The organism is Allobosea sp. P4_H5, assembly GCF_056400825.1.
The window spans coordinates 121,091-138,356 of sequence record NZ_JBFUKM010000006.1 but is presented as its reverse complement, the minus strand read 5'-3'; the positions used below and the strand labels follow the sequence as shown (position 1 = coordinate 138,356).

At 65.6% G+C, this 17,266-nt stretch carries 17 protein-coding genes and 1 tRNA gene; 6 read left to right on the top strand and 12 right to left on the bottom strand.

The features are described from left to right. Positions 1–139 precede the first annotated feature (139 nt). On the top strand, positions 140–613 hold the full coding sequence (locus AC1DS0_RS14225; RefSeq protein WP_476814955.1) for a hypothetical protein: 474 nt from the start codon (positions 140–142) through the stop codon (positions 611–613). 282 nt (positions 614–895) lie between these two features. On the opposite strand, the gene AC1DS0_RS14220 is transcribed toward AC1DS0_RS14225, so the two are convergent. Together AC1DS0_RS14220 and AC1DS0_RS14215 are read right to left on the bottom strand one after the other, a co-directional pair. Further along, the gene (locus AC1DS0_RS14220) at positions 896–1,768 is read right to left on the bottom strand and encodes an alpha/beta fold hydrolase (protein ID WP_476814954.1); all 873 of its coding nucleotides are present in this window, start codon (positions 1,766–1,768) and stop codon (positions 896–898) included. After that, a complete protein-coding gene (locus AC1DS0_RS14215) occupies positions 1,765–2,187 on the bottom strand; it encodes a helix-turn-helix domain-containing protein (protein WP_476814953.1) in 423 nt (140 codons plus the stop codon). The genes AC1DS0_RS14220 and AC1DS0_RS14215 overlap by 4 nt, the downstream gene beginning before the upstream one ends. A 108-nt stretch (positions 2,188–2,295) precedes the next feature. Here AC1DS0_RS14215 and AC1DS0_RS14210 point away from each other — a divergent pair, with 108 nt between their 5' ends. After that, on the top strand, positions 2,296–2,628 hold the full coding sequence (locus AC1DS0_RS14210) for a GatB/YqeY domain-containing protein (protein ID WP_476814952.1): 333 nt from the start codon (positions 2,296–2,298) through the stop codon (positions 2,626–2,628). A gap of 34 nt (positions 2,629–2,662) precedes the next feature. Here the strand turns inward: AC1DS0_RS14210 and AC1DS0_RS14205 are convergent, their stop codons facing one another. Beyond that, entirely contained in the window at positions 2,663–2,890 is a 228-nt protein-coding gene (locus tag AC1DS0_RS14205) for a DUF4167 domain-containing protein (protein WP_476814951.1), read from the bottom strand. 429 nt (positions 2,891–3,319) lie between these two features. Continuing rightward, the gene (locus AC1DS0_RS14200) at positions 3,320–3,577 is read right to left on the bottom strand and encodes a hypothetical protein (RefSeq protein ID WP_476814950.1); all 258 of its coding nucleotides are present in this window, start codon (positions 3,575–3,577) and stop codon (positions 3,320–3,322) included. A 372-nt stretch (positions 3,578–3,949) separates the two neighbouring features. Here AC1DS0_RS14200 and AC1DS0_RS14195 point away from each other — a divergent pair, with 372 nt between their 5' ends. Next, positions 3,950–6,625, top strand: coding sequence for a phosphoenolpyruvate carboxylase (locus tag AC1DS0_RS14195; protein WP_476815172.1), 2,676 nt, complete (start codon positions 3,950–3,952; stop codon positions 6,623–6,625). Positions 6,626–6,678: 53 nt separating this feature from the next. Here AC1DS0_RS14195 and AC1DS0_RS14190 read toward each other — a convergent pair whose 3' ends face one another. From AC1DS0_RS14190 to AC1DS0_RS14170, 5 genes are all read right to left on the bottom strand, one after another. Next, on the bottom strand, positions 6,679–6,969 hold the full coding sequence (locus AC1DS0_RS14190; RefSeq protein ID WP_476814949.1) for a hypothetical protein: 291 nt from the start codon (positions 6,967–6,969) through the stop codon (positions 6,679–6,681). Positions 6,970–7,075: 106 nt separating this feature from the next. After that, entirely contained in the window at positions 7,076–7,411 is a 336-nt protein-coding gene (locus AC1DS0_RS14185) for a hypothetical protein (RefSeq protein WP_476814948.1), read from the bottom strand. 173 nt (positions 7,412–7,584) lie between these two features. Then, complete coding sequence (locus AC1DS0_RS14180) at positions 7,585–8,109, bottom strand: hypothetical protein (protein WP_476814947.1); 525 nt, start codon at positions 8,107–8,109, stop codon at positions 7,585–7,587. Between the two features lie 218 nt (positions 8,110–8,327). Beyond that, positions 8,328–10,004, bottom strand: coding sequence for an SGNH/GDSL hydrolase family protein (locus tag AC1DS0_RS14175; protein ID WP_476814946.1), 1,677 nt, complete (start codon positions 10,002–10,004; stop codon positions 8,328–8,330). Next, on the bottom strand, positions 10,001–10,270 hold the full coding sequence (locus AC1DS0_RS14170) for a hypothetical protein (protein ID WP_476814945.1): 270 nt from the start codon (positions 10,268–10,270) through the stop codon (positions 10,001–10,003). The genes AC1DS0_RS14175 and AC1DS0_RS14170 overlap by 4 nt, the downstream gene beginning before the upstream one ends. 133 nt (positions 10,271–10,403) lie before the next feature. Between AC1DS0_RS14170 and AC1DS0_RS14165 the strand changes: the two genes are divergently transcribed. From AC1DS0_RS14165 to AC1DS0_RS14155, 3 genes are all read left to right on the top strand, one after another. Continuing rightward, on the top strand, positions 10,404–11,984 hold the full coding sequence (locus AC1DS0_RS14165; RefSeq protein WP_476814944.1) for an AMP-binding protein: 1,581 nt from the start codon (positions 10,404–10,406) through the stop codon (positions 11,982–11,984). Positions 11,985–12,013: 29 nt separating this feature from the next. Then, positions 12,014–12,664 carry a DUF1190 domain-containing protein gene (locus AC1DS0_RS14160; RefSeq protein WP_476814943.1) on the top strand — a complete coding sequence of 217 codons (651 nt, stop codon included), beginning with the start codon at positions 12,014–12,016 and terminating at the stop codon, positions 12,662–12,664. A gap of 60 nt (positions 12,665–12,724) precedes the next feature. Beyond that, positions 12,725–12,811, top strand: a tRNA-Leu gene (locus AC1DS0_RS14155). A 148-nt stretch (positions 12,812–12,959) separates the two neighbouring features. On the opposite strand, the gene AC1DS0_RS14150 is transcribed toward AC1DS0_RS14155, so the two are convergent. The 3 genes from AC1DS0_RS14150 to AC1DS0_RS14140 form a co-directional block, all read right to left on the bottom strand. Then, positions 12,960–15,863: an autotransporter family protein gene (locus AC1DS0_RS14150; protein WP_476815171.1), complete on the bottom strand. Its 2,904-nt coding sequence runs from the start codon at positions 15,861–15,863 to the stop codon at positions 12,960–12,962. A gap of 355 nt (positions 15,864–16,218) precedes the next feature. Next, positions 16,219–16,641, bottom strand: a complete 423-nt coding sequence (locus AC1DS0_RS14145; RefSeq protein ID WP_476814942.1) for an STY0301 family protein — start codon at positions 16,639–16,641, stop codon at positions 16,219–16,221. Between the two features lie 15 nt (positions 16,642–16,656). After that, entirely contained in the window at positions 16,657–17,058 is a 402-nt protein-coding gene (locus AC1DS0_RS14140; RefSeq protein ID WP_476814941.1) for a BPSL0067 family protein, read from the bottom strand. Positions 17,059–17,266 lie beyond the last annotated feature (208 nt).

The window sequence follows — 17,266 nt, the reverse complement described above, 5'->3', positions numbered from 1 at the left end:
CGGATGCAATGGCTGGTGCGGATGCGGGGCGGTCGCCGCCGTGGCGTCAGCATATGCCGATAGGCAATGGCTTTGGAAATCGACGCCTTGCAATAGATGTGGCTCTGAGCTTAGCTGCCGATAGGCTGGAGATAATGACGTGACTGTCCTTATTCGTTCAATCTCGCTGGTTTTACTCCTTCTTCTGACTCCTTCCTCTTCGATCGCTCAGACCAATCCCTCCATTCCGCAAGCCGCTCCAAAGGAGACGAGGCTTGAAGACGTTGAAGCGATAATAATCGAGTTTATTGACAATATTTCTGCTCGCAAATTCGAAGAAGCCATTCGCGCGATGAACCTGCTTGGTCACCCTTACGAGGGCGACCAGTTCAGGAAGACCATTATGGGACTCGATATCATCGGCACCCCCTTTTATTACGACAAGATTATCGACAGATTCTATGGAAAGACAGGTAAGGATCTGATATTCAAGATCTCTTCGGATACTAATGTCTATTTTTTCCGATTCGTTCTTCACAAGAGGGCGTCGGATAACTGGGTTGTAACCTGGCTTGGCATTCAAACAGAAATGCAAGCCCCTCTTCCACGTGTGTGGAGCCACATGCTTCCTTGAGACGGGATCGCCAGAGCAGTTCCGCGCTTCTTTGAATCGCAGGCCTGCTCCAAGTCTTTGTCTTATTGCATTTTCTTCCCCGTTGGAGGCTGCTGCGTGTCAGACGAAGGCGCGGGGAAACCTCTCCTGGAAGGAGAGGGCAGGGTGAGATGCAGGCCGTTCGACCAGTTCCGCGACTGCTGACCGCGCGGTCGGGTTCAGGCCAACGATTCAGCTCCGAACACCTTACCCCTCCCCCTCTCCTTACAGGAGAGGGGTTCTGCGGCGCGGTCCTCATCTATGTCAGCCCCCCGCCAGGACGGCGCTCCGTTCCAGGAACGCCATCACCCGGGCCGTCTGATCCGGAAGGAAATGGTAGCCGTCCGCGAGGAAGCAGATTTCGGCCTGCGGGGCGGCGCGTTGCAGCCTTACCTCCGTATCCGCCGAGTCGAGCATGACGTCCCGCCCGCCCAGGACGGCCAGGATCGGCACGCCGAGGTCGGCAAGCTCGGCATCCGTCAGCCGGGGGATGCTGACGATACGTGGACGTACGGCCCGGCCGATATCCTCCATGAGCTCGGCGAGCGGCCGCACGGCGTCCGGCAGCACTGTTGGAAAGGGACCCAGCACCAGTTCCCGCGCCTTGCGCCTGCCCCAGCCGCCGAGCAGCAGCAACGGCAGCGCCTTCAGCAGGAAGTTCTTCTGCCGGCCGATACCGGCCGGGCTGATCAAGGCGAGCGCCCGAGCGAAGCCGGGCCGCCTGCTAGCATAGTCGAGCGCCAGCCAGCCGCCCAGCGACATGCCGACAAGCGCAGCCTGCGACAGCCCGAGGCCCGCGAAGACGTCGTCGAGCCAGAGGGCGTGGGCATCTCCGGCGAGCACGGGCCGGACTCTCGCACTGAGGCCGGGCTCGCCGATCATGTCGATCGCGTAGAGCCGGAACCTGGTCGACCAGAGCGCGACATCGAGCAGCCAGGCTGCCGAATTGGCGTGCGAGCCGTGGAGCAGTACGACGGGCGGCGCGTCTTCCGGCCCGCAGGCGACGACGAAGGTTGGGCCCTGGCGTGTCGGCAGATGCCACTGCGTGCTCGGCACCGGCCATTTCGCGAGCACACGCCGGTAATGCGCCTCGATCGCCGCGGCGGTCTCGGCGCTCGCGTAGACGGGGTCGCTCATGGCCGGTTCCCGATCTGCATCTGCAGCATCTCGAGGAGCCGTCCGACATCGGCCGGAGCGCCGATCAGCACGACCTTGAGGCTCCTCGCCTGCGGATCGAACGCTGTGCTGAGGTGCAAGGGTGGGGTGTCGGCATCGCCGGTCAGCGCCACGGCCTGCAGGAAGGTCGCGATGCGCTCCGCCCGTTCGACGGCAATGTCGGGGATATCGAGGATGCAGGTCGCCCGGGCGGCGGCCGTTCCCTCCGACTTGCCGCTGGCGAGACCGGCGAAGGCGTCCAGCCGGGAGCGGGCGATCCGATAGGATTTTCCGACCCGCGTCGCCGGCAGTCGCCCCTCGCGGATGTAGCGCAGGACCGTCTTGGGGTGGAGGTTCAGCTCCGCGGCCGCCTGCTCGACCGTGACGAGTCCATCCGACATTGAATATTCCCTATTGTTACCATAAAATCCTAATATAAGGAATTTTAGAGATCAATAAGGATAATGACGACAGAAGGAATCGTCCCGCAAATGGACGCGGGTGCGGAGATGAAAACCCGGTTGCGCACCGATCTGCGCATCGCGATGAAGAACGGGCGCACTGGCGATGCAAAGCTGATCCGGGCACTCATCGCCGCGATCGACAATGCCGAGGCACCGCCCGCAATGGCCGGCCAGGGGGCGATGGCCCAGCATGATTTCCGCAGCGGCTCGGCCGAGGTCGAGCGGCTTCTGCTCGGCCGCTCCGAGGTGCGGGCGGCGGTCTTGGCGGAAATCGGCGAGCGCGAGCATGCGGCTGGCGAAATGGAGCGTCTTGGACGGGCCGAGCTGGCGGAAACGCTGCGCGCCGAGATCGCCCTGGCCAGGTGCTATGTCGCGTGATGACCTTCGTGCGCCGGAAAGGTGAGACGGGGCCTCAGGCCGCCGTGCCCTTGATCAGGCGATGATAGTGCTCGGCGTATTGATAGAAGCGCTCGGCCTCGATCCGGTCGCCGGCGAGGGCCTTGGCCTTGGCCAGAGCGAGATAACGCTCGTAACTGGCCTGCGCGGATGAGCCCCGCCGTACCGGCGCGGCGTTGGTGCGTGGGCCCGAAGAGGCGAAGTGGATGTCGTAGTCCGCGGATCCGGGTTGGCGTGTGGTCATGTCCAGCCTCCTCATCCCAGCATCTTCCTGACGATCCGACGCAGTTCCTCACGGGAGAGGCCGCAGGGCTGCGGCTTCCAATCGGGCGCGGATTTTGCGGGCGCGGATTTCGGCGGAAGCATATTGGCGATCGCATCGGCGACACGCCTGGTCTCGGGGGACTTCAGTCGGGTTGATTCTTGCATTTAGTCCTTGTGCCGCTCGGCAAAGGCCGCACGGTCTTGTGGTGAGCTCGCCGAGCACATGCGTGCGGCGATGCGGCTGCCATGAGCAGCGATCTGTTCTCGATGGGTAGGGTAGGAGGCTCGACGCTGGTTCCGATCAAGGGAGCCCGCTGGTCAGTCTTCGCCTGCTTGCTGTTTCTATCGAAGCAATGTGGCCAAATGAAGTTGTACAGACGGGGCCGGCTATTTCGCGCCTGCCGGGATTCTACGGGAAATAGTTTGTCGGAACAGTTGCCGTACGATGACGGCATGGTCCGTTGAGATTTTTCTCGATGGCCGTCATGGCGGCATCCACCGACAGGAACGGCCCCTTCCGAATATCGCTCAGGCGCGCGACCTGATCCTGCGAGAGAACGATCCAGCAGCTGCCATGCGGGTCACRAATGATCGAGCAGATCGAGCGTTCGAGCAGGTCGGAGACGCCCCAGTTGCCGGAGAGATTACGCCGCACGGTCGTATCCATGGCCTCCTCCGGGTCCATATCGATATGGCTATGGAAACGGTGATTGTAAGGGCGGGATGCGGCGTGCGACACAGGCGTCATGTCCGCAGCCGCGCTGCCGACGCGAGGGCGAGCGCCTGCAACAGGCGCAACACACTCTTGCTGCAGAGCCGCATTCCATTTCGCGGTTGCAGCAAAATCGGATTCCTGCTCACCTGCTCCCGCTCATCAAACGATTGAAAAGCGGAGAGCGGCGTGGCGGGTGCGGAGGAATTGTCGCCATCGGCGCTGGCGGGCGACTTGTCGGCGGCGATCGTGCAGGCGCGCTCGGATGCGCGGGAGGACCCGTTCGGCAATCCGGTCCTGCGCGTCACGCTCTGGCTGACCCGGAAGATGGATCGCGGCGAGGTGACACTTGCCGACACCGCCGCACTGATCCGCCAGCTCGGCCGCGCCGCACTCGCCGACCGGGCAGCGCGCGTCGCCGCCTATGTCGGGCTGGAGCGCGATGAGAGTGAAGCCTATGCCGCGCTGGCCCGGCGTGTCGCGGACGAGGCGAGCGCTTCGGCGCAGCCCTTCGAAGCCTACGCGGCGGCGCTGGCGCGGGTACGCTTCGCCGCCGTCTTCACCGCGCATCCAACCTTCGGCATGAGCCGGGCAGTGGCGCATGCGCTGGCCGAGCTCGCTTCGAACGAGGGCGAGGCGACGGCGCTGAGGGCCGCAGACCTCTCCTTCCGGCCGGATGCGGCGATCACCCTGCAGGACGAGTTCGAGCAGGCGCGCTTTTCGGTGCGCAACGCCCGCGACGCGATCGACCGGCTGAACGGCGCCTTCCTGGCCGAGGCGCGGGCGCGCTGGCCGCAGCGCTGGCGCGAGCTTAGGCCGCGCGCCCTGCAGCTCGCGTCCTGGGTCGGCTGCGACACCGACGGGCGCACCGATATCGGCTGGTGGGACACGCTGCGCTACCGGCTGGAGTCGAAGCGCGGCCAGTTCTTCCGCCTGCTGGAGAAGCTGCCGGAGGCGCCGGCGACCTCCGAGGTGAAGGCGCTGGTCGAGGGCGCGCTCGCCGCGGTCGAGCGGCAGCTGGCGCTCTGTCCGGCGCTCAACAGCCAGCCCGCAATCGAGCCGTTGCAGGCGTTCTCGCTGGCGCTGGTCGGCGAGCGCGAGGCGGCGTTGCCGGAGGCCTCGAAGCTGCTGGCGGCGCTCGACAAGGCGATCGTGCTGGCCGAGGATGAGGCGACGGCGGAAGCTCTGATCCTGGCGCGGGCGGGCGTCATCGCCCATGGCGTCTCGATCGCGCTGCCGCATTTCCGGCTGAACGCCTCGCAGCTTCACAACGCCATGCGCGGCGTGATCTCGCTCGATGAGGAGCCGGCCCAGCCGGCGCAGCGGCGCGCCTTCCTGGCCGCCGTCAACCAGGCGCTCGCCAAAGTGAAGCCGACGCCGGTCGATTTCGGGGCGCTGGCGGTCGAGCGCGCCTCGGCGGCGCGAATGATGATGATGGTCGCGCAGATCGTGAAGCATGTCGACGGCTCGCGGCCGGTGCGCTTCCTGATCGCCGAAACCGAGACGGGCTATACGCTCTTGTCGGCGCTCTATCTCGCCAGGCGCTTCGGCATCGCCGATCTCGTCGAGATCTCGCCGCTCTTTGAGACTTCAGATGCGCTCGAGCAAGGGCCCCGCATCATCGACGAGGCGCTGCGCAGCCCGCATTGGCGCGACTATCTCAAGCGCCACGGCCGGCTCTGCGTCCAGTTCGGCTATTCCGATTCCGGCCGCTATATCGGCCAGGTCGCCGCGACCTTCTGGGTCGAGCGGCTGCGCAGCCGCATCCTCGAATTGCTACAGCGCTACGGGCTCACCGATATCGAGCTGGTGATCTTCGACACGCATGGCGAGTCGGCCGGACGCGGCGCCCATCCCGACAGCCTGGCCGACCGACTGGCCTATCTCGATCCGGAATGGCCGCGGCGCGCCTTCGCCAAGGCTGGTGTCAAGGTGACGCGCGAGACCAGCTTCCAGGGCAGCGACGGCTATCTGCTGTTCGGCACCAAGGGGCTTGCGGGCGCGACGGTGGCGCGCATCGCCGAAGCCGTCTTCGCTGACGCGGCTGCCGGCGCAGACGATCCGATCTACGCCGAGCCGGATTTCGCCACGGAGTTCTTCCAGACGGTGCGCGAGGAGATGACGCATCTCGTCGACGATCCCGGCTATGCGGCGCTCATCGGTACCTTCGGCCCGTCGCTGCTCGACAAGACCGGCTCGCGCCCGGCGGCGCGGCAGAGCGATGCCGGCGGGCCGACGGTGATCCGCCATCCCCGCGAGCTGCGCGCCATACCCAACAATGCGATCCTGCAGCAGCTCGGCTGGCTGGCGAACAGCGTGCACGGTATCGGCCAGGCGGCGGCGCGGGCGCCGGATCTGTTCGCCAGCATGCGCGAGAGTTCCGAACGCTTCGGCCGGGCCTACCGGCTTGCGGCCCATGCCATGGCAAACAGCGATCTTGACGTGCTGCGCGCCTATCTCGACACGCTCGATGCCGGCTCCTGGTTCGACCGGGCCCGGCGTACCGAGAAGGAGGGGCGCCGCGACGAACTGCTCGCGGTGGCCGAGACGCTGGCGCGACTCGATCTTGCGCCTTCGCTGCGAAGGCTGTTCTGGCGCTTCGCCTCCGATCGGCTGAAGCTAAAGGAGGCGGCGGGCGAGCCGCCGGCGATGCCGGTCCGGCTGGTGGCGCTGCACACGCTGCGCCTTTCGCTGCTGCACCGGATCTGGCTGTCGGCGACGCATATCCCGGACTTCCGGCCGCATGCCGGAGTGACGCGCGAACTCCTGCTCGAGCGCATCCTGCGACTCGACATGACCGGCGCGCTCGCGCTGCTCGGCGAGATTTTCCCGCTTAACCCCGACCCGGCGCTGGGGCTCGATTTCGGCGAGCCTGCCGGCCCTCGCGAAGGCGGCGCCTATGCGGCCTTCCATCGCGACGTGGTCGAGCCGATGCGAGAGTGCTTTGCGCTGCTGCGCGAGATCTCGGGCGCGATCCAGCACGAGATCGGGGCGTTCGGTTGAATTCAAACACCATCATGCTCGCCTTGCGGCAAGCATGATGGTGTCGGACGACGTCAGGCCGCCTTGTCGAGCGCGACCACGACGTCGGTATATTCCGGCTCATGCGGCGACAGGTTCCTGCGGGTCTCGTCGCCCCATCTGGCGAGCTTGACCACGCGGCCCATCGCTTCGGCGGCTCCATCCGTCTTGACCGGCTCGATGATGGTCAGCCCGCCGGCGTCGAGAAAGAAGGTGTGATCGCCGAACAGCTCGCCGAGCTGCACCGTGGCGGGATGGTTCTCCGGAATCGCCTGGGCCTCGATCTGGTGCAGGGCGCTGTCGATGTGTGCTTCAGTGAGCTTCATGATCGATCCTTTCGGTACGGCGCTGCGCAGGAACGGGCAGGAGCGCCGGACTGCCCATGGAAACGCGTCGGCCGTGCGGCCGGCATCCCGCGGATGGTCTGGTTCTTCAGATCGATTCTTCGGCGATCAGGGTCAGATCGCCGTCCTCATCGACGGCGACCGCGATCACCGCGGCTGCGTTCATGCCTCTGGCCTGAAGGGCCCGGGTGGCGGCGGGGATGGTCTCGATCGCCTGCCTGAGCTGGCGCAGGTCGTCGGGGCTGGTCTGGGCGATGGTGCTATCGACCTGCACGCGCAATTGCGGCGGCAGCGAGCGACGCTCGATCACCGTTGCAGTGCGGATCGCGGAGGGCTCCTCCAGGCCGGGATGCTCGGATCCGGGGAGGGATGGCGGCAGGTCCTGCGACGCGGCCGCACCGCGACCAGCGCGAAGGACAGGCATGCGACTCTGGCGAGCTTGCGCATCATTGGCTCCTTTCCATCGCTGGAGGGAGGGGCAAACGCCCGATGCGGAGCAAGGCTAGAGCCGAAATCCGGTCAGCCTCTGTCCGAGGTCTGACCGTTCGAAGGTATCAATGCGACGGGAATGCGATCGAGCTGGCCTGGCCCCGAGGCTCAGCGCGTGCGCTCGGAGAGCTCGGCCGATGCGCTGGTGTTGCGATCCGAGATCGACTGGACCGGCTCCCAGACGGTGTGGTTGTCCCGCGGGGTCGAGACCAGGTATTTGAGCTGGCTCTTGGCCTTGGCCGAGAGCAGTGGGCTCGACTGGAAACTGGCGAAGTTGGCATAACCACGGGTGCCGCCGTCGAAGATCACGACGCGATCCTTCAGGACGACGATGTCGCCCTTCTTCAGCGTCTCGTCCTTGAGGTACCAGAACGGGTCGTTGGCATATTCCATCGGCTTGACGAGCTTCGGTTTCGGCCCGTCCTTGCCTGCGTCGAGCGTGGCCGTGGCCTTCTTGCGCTTCGGCCGCACCGTCATATGCAGCGGATTGTCGGGGGCAGGCGCATAGGTCGGCCGCTGCGGGACGCCGAACAACGTCTCCCAGAATCCCGCGGCGCTCGCCGGCGAGGCGAGTGCGACGGAAGCCGCTGCCAAGGCAGCAGCGGCGATGATCTGTTTCGAAATGGTCGGCACGGCTGCAATCCCCAGCTCCGCAACCGGAGATAGCGATAAACATACCCGATCTCAATGACGACAGCACGACGTGATGAACGGCTTCTTCGTCAAATTTCAGCGATTGCAGCGTCGGCGTTTCGGGATCGTTGAACCGGGGGCGATTTTGCGGCGATTCTCGCTGCGGTGCAGCATGGTTATCGCGCCCGGCGCATCTCGGTCATGCGCCAGAAAAGGGTTCAAGGCTGTGGAAGGCCTAGCACCTCGCGCAGTACGGGAATGGTCGCATCGGCGATCGTGGCATGGCCGCTGGCGTTGGGATGGAAGGAGCCGCCAAGCGTGGCAGCGAAAAGCGGCTGCTCCGGGCTGAGCGGATCGGTGGTGTCGGAGCCTTCGATGGTGCCGATACGCATATAGTGCCCGGTCAGGAACGAGTCGTTGGGTGTGACGAACCAGCGCTGGCGCGGGCGATAGGCCCGCCAGGCGCTCGGTGCGAACGGCTCCCAGCGGCGCTGGACGAAATTCCAGGTCGGAAAGCGCATGGCGCCGGAGACCACACGGTCTGGCGCGTCGGCGGGTGCTCCGGCCGAGCACAGAGCATGACCGGCGAAGCGCTCGACATGGGCATCGACGAAACGCCAGCGCCGCGCCTCGGGCAGGGTGGCGATCGCGGCGGCGATGCCGCGGTTGAGATGGGGGACGAACGACGCTGCCTCGCTGCCCGTGCTCTCCTTGCTGATCGCGAGGATGCGGTGCACGTCCATGCCGGTGGTGCTGACGCCGCAAGGGCCGCTCTCGCCGCGCGTGATCTGCGGATAGGCGGTCTGGACGATGGCCGAAGCCGGGACATCGAGATGTTTCTCGAAGGCTGCGGAGAGCTCGCGGATGCGCGCCGGGATCACCTCGTCGACGGCCCGGCGCGCCTCGGCGAAGGTCTTGGTGTCGATCTGGCTGAGCCAGAGCTTGTAGAGCAGGCCGATGCGCAGGCCGAAGCGGCCGCGCCCGATCACCTCCTCGGCGATGACGCTGGAGAAGCCGATGTCGTTGCCGCCGATGCTGAGCAGGACCGCATCGGGTTTCATGGCGCGCGGCTGGCTGCAGCGCGGGAGGTCGCGGCGCCAGTCGAAGCCTGAGCCCTCGTCGTCGAAGCGGTTATAGCCGGCGAAGCTGCGGCAATAGTCGCGCCAGTAGCGCATCAATTGCGGCGAGGCATCGTAAACGGCATCGCCGACATCGTCGCGCGCCGCGTAATAGCTGAGGAGCCCGGCGCTCACCTCCGCCCCGGTGCAGCTATAGGGCGTCAGCGTCACCGCCACGTCGCGATGGGCCAAAGCCAGGACGAGTGCGGCGCGGACATGCTGCGAATAGAGCGAGCGGTGGCATTGCGCGTTGAGCCAGATCGCCGCGGCTGCGCCGCCCAGCGAGCTGTCGGTCGCGCCGCGCCGCCGCGGATAATTGCGGAAGCCGGGCCGATCGGGCAGCGGCGAGGAATTCCGGTAGGTGTTGATGCCGTCGTCGACGAACTCGGCCGGCCGGTCGGGATTGCCTTCGCCCGAGGAGAAGGAATCGCCGAAGCCGGCGATGGCGATGTGGCGCAGCTTGACCGCTTTGGCTTCGGCGAGGGGTGCATTCTCGGCGCTGACCGCGATGTCGAACGGCTCGCCGAAGGCGCGGCGCGCCAGCCTGGCCTCCCCGGAACAGGAAGCGGCTACGGCAAGCTCGCCGGCCGTCCAGCGGCAGGTCTTGCCGGCGAGCGACGGCGGCAGCTCGGCGAGCCGCACGAGCACATCGGCGACGCGTGGCTCCATGAACTGGTCGCCGGTATCGAGCGGGCATTGCCAATGGCCGCGATTGCCGTTCTGGAAGCAGGTCCGGCGCGTGACCGCCGAGGTCCAGCCCCAGCGCGCGATGCTCACGGATCGCCGAAGGCCGGCCCGAGCATGCGCGCGGCTGCGGCGCGCTGCATCGCATCCTCGAAGGCGAAGGCTGGACGCTCGCGCCGGTCGGCTGAAGGGAGGGCGGCATAGATCTCGGCCAACTTGCGGAATTGCGCCTCGTCGCGGAACAGACGGAAGCGGTTGGCGATTTCCCATTCGATGCGCGGCTGCGCGAATGCGCCGCCAGCGACGAATCCGGCTGTCACAATGAGAAGCGATGACAGGAGCAGGCGCAGTCGAGGCATCGCGGCAGCCTCCAGTGGCGGCACAACCCTAGCGGGTTGGGTAACGCTGGGGAAGTTGCCGTCGGCGCATTGTATCGCCGCCCATTGGCCTTAGGTTGCGGGCAAGAGGAACGACAAGGGGAGCACGAGCCGAATGGCCGCGATCGAACTGCCGGCACAGCCCTTCGACGTCGAAGGCGCCCGGACGACGCTGTTCCAGGCGCTGCTGGCTGCCGCCGGCAGGCACGGCAAGAGCCGCATCGCGCTGGAGGATCCCGAGCGCAAGCCGCTCAGCTATGGCAATCTGGTGCTGGGCGCGCTGGTGCTCGGCCGCAAGCTTTCGGCGCTGACCAGGCCCGGCGAAAAGGTCGGGTTGATGCTGCCAAACGTGCAGGGCATGGCGGTGACGCTGTTCGGGCTCTCGGCCTTCGGCCGCGTGCCGGCGCTGCTCAACTTCACCGCGGGCCTGAAGAACCTCACCGCCGCCTGCGAGATCGGGCCGATCTCGACCATCGTCACCTCGCGCCGCTTCATCGACCAGGCCAAGCTCGACGATATCGTTGAGGCACTCACGCCGGGGCGGCGAGTGATCTATCTCGAAGATGTCCGCAAGGAGCTGACCAGCCTCGACAAGGCGCTCGGCGCGCTCGCCTCGCTGGCGCCCGGGCTGGCCCTTCGCAGCCATGCGGCCAGGGCCGACGATCCGGCGGTCGTGCTGTTCACCTCCGGCACCGAGGGCAAGCCCAAAGGCGTGGTGCTCAGCCATGCCAATCTGGTCTCGAACGCCAACCAGATCTTCCAGCTCGCTGCCGGCTTTCTCAGCGAGCGCGACATCGTCATGAACCCGCTGCCGGCCTTCCACTCCTTCGGGCTGACGGCGGCGCTGCTGATGCCGCTGATCCACGGCATGAAGGTCGTGCTCTATCCGAGCCCGCTGCATTACAAGCAGGTGCCCAAGCTGATCGGGGAGACCGGCGCGACCTTCCTGTTCGCCACCGACACGTTCTTGCAGGGGTACGCGCGCGCTGCGGATGAGGGTGACCTCAAGAGCGTGCGCTATGTCGTAGCCGGGGCCGAGCGGGTGAAGCCTGAGACACGCCGGATGTGGGAGCCCTATGGTACCACCATCCTCGAAGGCTATGGCTGCACCGAGTGCTCGCCGGTGCTGGCCTGCAATACGCCGGTGGCGATGCGCGAGGGCACGGTCGGGCGGCTCCTGCCCGGCATCACGGCCAGGCTCGAGCCCGTCGAGGGCATCACCGAGGGCGGGCGGCTCTGCGTGAAGGGGCCGAACGTGATGCTCGGCTATCTCAACGCCGACAATCCCGGCGCGATCGTGCCGCCGGAGGGCGGCTGGCACGACACCGGCGACATCGTCACGGTCGATGACGGCTTCGTCGCGATCAAGGGCCGGGCCAAGCGCTTCGCCAAGCTCGGCGGCGAGATGGTCTCGCTGGCGGCGGTCGAATCGATGGTCGCTGGCTTATGGCCCGGTCACAATCACGTGGTCGTGGCGCTGCCGGATCTGCGGAAGGGCGAGCAGCTCGTCCTCGTCACCGAAAAGCCCGATGCCGAGAAGAAGGCGCTGCAGGACGAGGCCAAGCGCCAGGGTTTTCCGGAATTATGGCTGCCCAAGGCCATTCTCGTCACCGCCACGATTCCGGTGCTCGGCAACGGCAAGATCGATTATGGTGGCACGCGCGAGCTCGCCATCACGATGAGGCCGCTGCTGTGACGCCACAATCGCATGCTCAGGGAAGCCGCATGATCACGCTTCTTCCCCTTGTCTTCGCCCGCGCGGCGGCCTTCGCCGTGGCCGGGATCGCCCTTGCGCCTGCCGATCTCGCCGCCCAGGCCGCCGGCCAGACCTATGTCCGCCGCGACGAATGCATCGAAGCCGGCAAGCTCTCGGCCGAGCAGTGCGAGCACGCCTATCGCAATGCCCGCGCCGAATTCGAGCAGAAGGCGCCGCGCTATGCCTCGCGCAGCGCCTGCGAGCGCGCCCATAAGCGCTGCGGTGCCCAGGTCTCGACCACCGGCGGCTGGGACGCGCTGGCGCGCGGCGGCGGCGGACAGACTTACGTGCCGCGCTTCGTCGGCATTCGCGTCACCGGCGAAGGCTCCGCGGGCAAGGCGCTGCCAATCATCGAGGGGACGGCCAGAGTCGCCTTCTCGGCGCGCCAAGTCGCGGCGCTCGACGACAAGGTCGCGGCCCGCCGGGCGGTGATGGGCGGCGGCGATGGCGGGCGCGGCCAGCACAGCCAGCAGGCGAGCGGCCCCTATGTCCGCCGCGGCGACCGCGACGACACGGTGCGTGTGCCGATGCAGGAGAAGAAGATCGGCTCCGACGTCGCACCGGGGCTCTATGTCGATCCGGACGGGGTCGAATGGTACAAGCCGGCGCATCGGCGCTGAGCGGACGTGCGCAACCGGCGCTTGTCGCCGGGCGCTGGTATCGCTAACCAGTCTCGCCGCGCGGACGTGGCGAAACTGGTAGACGCAAGGCACTTAAAATGCCTCGCCGGAAACGGCATGCGGGTTCGATCCCCGCCGTCCGCACCATGCTCTTGAGGGCCCAGCGCCCGTAATCCGCCCGTTTCGGCATGGGAGCGCCTGGCCGGCCCCGGGCTGGAAGCGGCAAGTGGCTGAAGTGGCAACCAGCGCTCAGTCGACCGCAGGCTGCATATGGTTTGCGGCCAGAGTGAGCTCTCTACCAGCTGACCCTGAGCCCGGCCCGCCCGGTGATGCTATGGCTGTCGGCGAAATGGGCGAGACTGGTGCGCGCCTCGACCTCGCCATAGAGCGCATAACGATCCCATGCGTATTTCGCGCCGAGGCCGAGCCCGCCCTGGAGCCGTTCCTCGCGGCTGGTCAAGCGGAGGTCTGCGACCATTGCCGTCACCCCGTCGAGAAACTCGTAGTGCAGGTTGGCGATGCCGTAAAAGGCCATATCGACCTTCTGGCCGATACTGTTGCGCCAGCTCGTCCGATAGTCGGCCGAGAAGCCGAGGCGGCCGCGCAGGCTATCGCCGTCGCTGAGGGAGACACGGGCTCCGAACGGATCGACGAAGCTGTCGGCATCGATGCGGGCATAACTCAACTGAGCCTGTGGCGTCAGCGACCAGCCGCCGGCAAGCGCGAAGCGCTGCCCAAGTTCCAGCCCCAGAACGGAGCCAAAGCCGGCCTTGCCCTTGGCGAGCCGGCGCCCGGTCGTGGTCGAGGACAGATCGCTGTCGAACCAGCTGAGCTGCGCCTGGGCATCGGCATAGAAGCCGCTCGACCCATACCAGGTCAGTGTGCCGGCGAAACCGCTGCCGCGCGAGGCGATCTTGCCACGCCCGAAGATCGAGGAGACATCAGCCAGCGCTTCGCCATGGTGCAGCGAGAGCCCGCCCACCAGGATGCCGGCGTCGCTGGCGAGCACCTGCCCGTCGACACCGGCCTGCAGCCGCCAGCTATCGATCTTGTAACCGGCGCTGCTGCTCGAAAAGGCCGGCGTCACACGGTCGTGAGCGCCGTCGATGCGCGCCCAGATCCCGCGCCCGGTTGCGGGCGAGGAGGCACCCGGCTGGCCGTTGAAGCGCTCGCCGACGCGCTGGCGCAACGTCTGCAACCGGTTCATGCTCTGCAGCACTTGCCCATAGGCTTCGTAGAGCGGAGCGCCCGGCTGATAGATCGGGGAGATGATTACTCCGGGCGATCCCGTCGCCGAGCCGGTGCCGTCCCCGGACGATCCGGTCGACGACGAGCCGGAATCAGAAGACACGGTATAGGCCGAGCGCAGATACCAGTCGCCGTCATTCGGCGTGCGGACGCCGTTCTTGTGCAGGGTATAAGCATAGGCGCCGGCGATGACGGCCTGTTGCCCCTGGAAGACGTAGTCGCCCTGCAGGGAGAAGGTGCCGTTCGAGGCTCCGCCGACATCGATGATCTTGATGCCTTCGACTGTTCCTGCGCCAGTCCCTCCCTGGTTCACCACCCTGACCGTGGTGGTCCCGGAGGTGCTGCCGGTGATGACGAGACGGTCCGATGGCGAGGCATCGCCACCGAGCACGGTTTCGATCTCGAGCCGGCCGCCATTCCCGACATAGTCGCCGTTGATGGTCAACGTGCCGATCGAATTGCCCGGCGCGATCGTGCCCCCTGGCTGATTGGTCGTGGTCCCGACCGCGCCGATGCCCTGCAGGCGGCCGCCGATGACCTCGATCGTCCCGCCGAGGATGCCGTTCACGGCGAGAGTGCCCGCCACGACACTGCCGGCACCGGTGAAGGTCGAACCGCTGTCGCCAGTCAGCGTCAGCTTGCCTAGGCCATCCTTGATCAGGGCTCCTGCGCCGGTGAAGGTCGTAGAGATGCCGATGTCATGGCCATTCGTGTCGATGATGGCGCCATTCGCGCCGATGGTGATGGTGCGCGTGTCGAAACCCGCGAAGAAATTGGAGTTGTCGTCTGTCGCACGCAGCAGGCCGCCGTTGAACGTGACGCTTACCGTGCCATCGCCAGCGAAGATCCGGCTGGTTTCCAGAACGCCGCGATTGTTCGTGGAGCCCTGCAGAAGCAACGTCCCGCCGGAACCCGAGGCAACGCCGAGCAGGACACCGCCTTCAGTGCGAACCAGCCCGCCGTTCTCGACCGTCAGCGAGCCGGTGCCGATATTGCCGATGGTCAGGCTGTACGGCGACATCGACCATTTCGACCCCGCTCCGGTCACCGTGACGGTACCTGTGTCGTTGGCGCCGATATAGCCCTGATTGCTGGTGACGGTGGCGCCGTCTTCGATACGCAAGGTGCCCTCGCCGAAGCTACCGACGGTGAATTGCCCGGTATTGGTCCATGTCGTGCCTGTGCCGGTCAGCACGGCACTGCCTTGGGCACTACCGCCGACGATGCCGTCCGCGCTCGAAACCGTCGCACCGCCTTCGACGCGCAGGGTTCCGGCAGAGAACCCACCGACGGTCAGTCGGCCGCTGTTCTGCCAGGATGAGCCCTGTCCGCTGACCAGCGCGGCGCTGTTGCTATTGATGCTGCCGGTGATGTTTGAAACCCGGCCGCCAGCCAGAATGTTCAGTGTTCCGGCTCCGTCGTACCCGACATAGAGATCGCCGGCATTGGTCCATGTCGAGGCGCTGCCGTTGCTGCCGACGCCCGAAACGGTGACTGTCCCGTCAGCCGTCGAGCCGGCGCCGATGTAGCCGTCCCGATTATTGACGACACCGCCGTCGGCGATCGTCAGCGAGCCGGTTCCTGCCTGGCCGATGACGAGGTCGCTCGAATTGGTCCAGGTCGACCGATTGCCGCTGCCGTCGGCCCCTGAAACAGTGACTGTGCCAGCACTGCCCAAGCCGAAGGCGATGTAGCCGAGATCATTCACCACCGTTCCGCCAGCTGTGATATCGAGCTGACCAGTGCCGGTATCTCCAACCCTAAGATCGCTGCCGACATTCCAGTTCGGCGTTTGTGCGGGGCCGGGAACCAGATCGCCTCCGCCCGTTACTGATTGCGCGCTGGCTGGCCGTGTGCCGGAGATCGCGCAGATCAGCGTGGCGAGCGCCGTCGTGAACAACAAGGATCGGCGATAGTTGCGAGCGGCTGTGCCGTCCTTCACGGTTCCCATCGTCAATTGTCACCCCCCGGTCGACGGTGTCTCAACGTGGTCAGCTACGCCACATGGACGCGACTCGGAGCGTGCAAACTCAACTGAAGAGAGAATCAGCGATGTTTCTAATTCGTAAACTGTTGTTCAAAACTTAAGCGCAGGTGAGAGGCGCGAGCGCATTAGGTCATCGCGGGTCCAAACGGGCGCCATCGCGAGAATCTATCGCATTGGCATCGCGTCGAACTTCTCCGAAAAGCAGATTTTGCTTTTCGGTTCGATGGTCAGCTGCGGTCCGGTTCTCTAAAACAGCATCTGCCGACTTGCCGGAGTGGTTTTCGAGACGGGCTCCCGAATGATGCCTTGCCGAAGGCCTTTACTTGCACTCCAGCTGCTCGATCCGCGGCAGGCCCGACAGACGGACCTCGGAATTATAGCTGACGGAACAGCTTTTCGTGCCAGCCGGAAGCTCCTGGGCCAATGAGATCGAGGTGCCGGCATAGCCGCATTCGATCCAGATCCGGCGCTCCGATGTGCTTGCGAACCGCCAGGTCGAGACCTCGCGATCCCTAACTTTCCTTGTCGCATCCGGGGCCAAACTGACCTGCTCGGCCGGCTGGCCGTCATAGAAGGTGACCTGGCTGAAGCGATGCGGCGTTTTGCTGCGCAGGTCGCGCCAGCCCGGAACTGCCGCCGTGAGCTGCTGCTGCGTGTCCACTTCGGACGGGCATTGCGGCGCTGCGACCGCCTCGCCGGCGAGGACCACGAACAGTCCTGCTGCAACTAGAATCCTGCTCATGCCGCTATCGCCTCGCTACCATTCGATCGCTGAAAACGCGTTGCCGTCGTTGCTCAATCCCGATTTTGTCGGTGTCCAGCGAATTGTACGACGTCTGACTTCGCCTTGCGCGCGCCATTGATCCAGGACCTGAATCCCGACGGCATCCTGCCCCAGATAGATCGCCGCGTGCTTGCCGGTGCTCCCGGTCTGCGGATATTTCCCGTCGACGAATGTCGCGATGGCCGTGCCCACCGGAAGCACGGGGCCGTCCTTGGTGACCTTGCGCCCCTCTTTCCAGGCACTGGTCTGCGGCGCTTTGAGAGTCTGCTGAATGAACTCCACGCACTCGGCGTTGCCTTTTGCGTTTGTATATGAGGTTCCACTGTAGCTTGCCTCGAGAGACTTGCCGCTCTCGGGCTTCAAGATATGCTCCATTCTGAAGCTCCATAAACTATTTAAACCAACGGGTGGCTTCAAGGTATTGGGTCAATTCAACGAGCAGGCTGCATAAAATTGGCGGAAGCCTTGCCCCGGATGCCTTTACGCGCATTTGAACGACTATCGGTAGTAACATCTACCGAGATCCGGTCGGCGACCTCGCCGAGGATCGCCGCCGCTCTGGCCGTCACCTGGAAGAGCCCTG